The 2,728-nt window shown below is 29.8% G+C and carries 4 protein-coding genes; all 4 read right to left on the bottom strand.

The window, feature by feature from the left end:
• Nucleotides 1-163: 163 nt before the first annotated feature.
• Nucleotides 164-1,123: a hypothetical protein gene (locus tag U9R42_08575; protein ID MEA3496076.1), complete on the bottom strand. Its 960-nt coding sequence runs from the start codon at nt 1,121-1,123 to the stop codon at nt 164-166.
• Nucleotides 1,124-1,161: 38 nt separating this feature from the next.
• The gene (rimM, locus tag U9R42_08570; GenBank protein MEA3496075.1) at nt 1,162-1,680 is read right to left on the bottom strand and encodes a ribosome maturation factor RimM; all 519 of its coding nucleotides are present in this window, start codon (nt 1,678-1,680) and stop codon (nt 1,162-1,164) included.
• 123 nt (nt 1,681-1,803) lie between these two features.
• Nucleotides 1,804-2,439, bottom strand: coding sequence for a 30S ribosomal protein S16 (rpsP, locus tag U9R42_08565; protein MEA3496074.1), 636 nt, complete (start codon nt 2,437-2,439; stop codon nt 1,804-1,806).
• Between the two features lie 62 nt (nt 2,440-2,501).
• Nucleotides 2,502-2,648: a hypothetical protein gene (locus U9R42_08560; protein MEA3496073.1), complete on the bottom strand. Its 147-nt coding sequence runs from the start codon at nt 2,646-2,648 to the stop codon at nt 2,502-2,504.
• Nucleotides 2,649-2,728 lie beyond the last annotated feature (80 nt).

Genomic DNA, 2,728 nt, shown 5'->3' with positions numbered 1-2,728 from the left:
TAATTAACAATGAGAAAAAAGAAATGACACCAAAATCTTTGTGTAACTTTGTGCCTTGGTGTCTTTGTGGCAAGATATTGATAATTAGCCACGAAGGCTCTAAGACAGTAAGAATCACAAAGCATGAAACAATTCTTTATATTCAAATGCGAAACTTGAGGTATTATTTTGAAAAAATTACTTCAGTTGCTCCAAATCCAAACGTTCTAATGTCTGCATCTTTTACTTCCTTAATATTTTCATTTTTATTAAGGTAATCAGTTATTTTGTTTTTTAATGAACTCACACCAATTCCATGAATAAAAACAATTTTTTCAAAATTTAATGCAATTGCTTTTTCAAGGGAATTTATGAAGTAATTGAACTGAGAATCAAATATTTCTCTTTTGCTCATTATCTCATAATTAGGATTTATTTTTTCAATATGCAGGTCGATTATATTTGATGGTTTATCAATTTTATGAATATTTTGTGGAGGTGAGGGTTTATCCTGTTTTTGTTTTATAATAGTTTTTTGAACTTTAGTTGATTTTTTATCAATTGAAATTAAATATGCTTTTTGGTTAATCAAAGGTGCATTTGTATTTTGATTAATAAAGTTTTTACCTTTTGGTTTAAAGGAGTAGATAATTGGTTCAGGGATTTTTGATGCATTTTGATCGAAAATTAAAATTTGTAGCTCATATTCAGCTAAGGTGTCAAACTTGCTAATGTCAAGATTCGTTAGTCTGCTATGCTCAAAACTTTTAAGTTCTCCTTTTGTTACTGCTTGTTCATTTTTTTCTGATTTTTCATAAAATGTAAAATAAATGAATTTTGAAGTATCATTAATTAAATGAAAACTAAAAAGATTGTCATGTTCATTTATAATTGCTAACTGTATTCCGCTTTGCTCGGATATGGGTTTATGCAAAGCTGTTGCATCTTCTTTGTATTTTTCGCTTAAGCTTTCTGGCTTTGGTTTTCGGCTACTTACTTTTATAATATCATCTTTTTGAACAGGTATTTCCAATCCTTCTTCCAACTCAATCATTAGTTGGCTTTTGTCAATGATTGAAATTACTTTTCCTGATGAGTTATCATCAATAAATTCTACTTTGTCGCCTGGTAAAAACTCTTCCATAATAGTGGGTAAATTGTGTTTTAATTAAAAATTCTAACTCACTCAATCAAACCATCTGCAATTTGCAAAGAAATGGTTTGTGAGTCAGCATCTAAGTCAATTAGTAAGTCTTCATGGAATGGAATAAGGATTTCTTTTTCACCATCTAGTACTTGAAAAAGTGTTTGTCCTGCATTATCAAAAACATCATTTATCAATCCGATTTTTTTATTATCCTGATCTATAATTGAATAATTAATTATTCCTAATGAGTTTGCAAGTTGCTTTTCATCAATATTTACTTTTTCTTTTTGAATACAAACATCCATTCCAACATATTGTTGTACCTCTTCTTTTGTGTCTATATCTTCTAGTTTAATCAGTGTAATGTCATTTCCGATTTTCTCAAGATTTTCAATATAAAAAGGAACTACTTTGTTATTTATAAGAATGAAAAGAAAATTATCTTCATCTTCAGTTTTGTCAAATTCCAGAATAAAATCCACTTTTATCAATCCCTTAAATCCATGAGTTTTGATAATAGTGCCAATGTTTATAAAATTCTCTCGTTCTAGCATTTTTGTTTTTATTGAACAAATATTGTGTATTATTTTTTAGGAGTCCCCTTTATGCTTACAAAGATAAAAAAAAGGGAAATATCTAATGACATTTCCCTTTAATTATTTATGAAAAGTTAAAAACTATTTTTCTTCTTTCTTTTTATCCTCTTCTTTTTTCACTTCTTCCTTCTTTTCTTCAGTTTTTACTTCTTTTGGTTCTTCTTTCTCTTTTGGTTCTTCTTTTTTTACTTCTTCTTTAGTTTCTTCAATTTCGTCAACTTTTTCTTCTTCTTGTTTAGGAGCTTCTTCTTCTAAGAGTTCTCTGCGTTTTTCCATTATTTTTTTAGCTCTTTTTTCATTTACCTTAGCTTCGTTTTCAAGAGCTTCTTTTGATTTCTTCTTCTTGTCTTCGTTGATTTTAGAACTTTGTTTATCAATTTTCTCTCTTTTTTCTGCGAGGAATTCAGTAAATTTCTTTTCAGCTTCTTCTTCAGTAAGAATGCCCATTTTTACACCACGTAGTAAGTGCTTTTTGTAAAGAACGCCTTCACGAGAAAGTAAGTTTTTTACTGTTTTTGTAGGTTGAGCTCCTTTTTGAAGCCATTCAAGTGCTTTGTCCGCATCAAGGACAATTGCCGGAATTGCAGGAACTGGGTTATATGAACCTATTCTTTCAATAATTCTACCATCTCTTGGTGAACGAACATCTGCAACAACAATGTTGTAAAAGGGAACTTTTTTTCTTCCTTTCCTTTGTAATCTAATTTTTACTGCCATTTTCTTTGTTAATTTATCTAATAAGAATATTTTAAATTTGTGCAAATGTCAGACTATTTTTTTTAATACCAAAGTTTTTTGTTGCTATTTTGAAAAGGGGTGAAATTTGTTCTTAATCCTGAATCTTGCATCCTGAATCCTGCATCCTTATTTATTTGTTCTCGGTAGAGTAGAGTGAAAGGAAAAGCGGTAATGGGTATAAACCTCAATTCAGACCTTTTCCTCTCAGCCCCCTCGTCAAACCGTACGTGCGGTTTTCCCGCATACGGCTTTCCTAAAATCTTTCATC

It is taken from the genome of Bacteroidota bacterium (genome assembly GCA_034723125.1).
Taxonomy (GTDB): Bacteria; Bacteroidota; Bacteroidia; order CAILMK01; family JAAYUY01; genus JAYEOP01.
The sequence above is the reverse complement of the archived record's forward strand: the minus strand, read 5'-3'. Positions and strand labels throughout refer to the sequence as shown.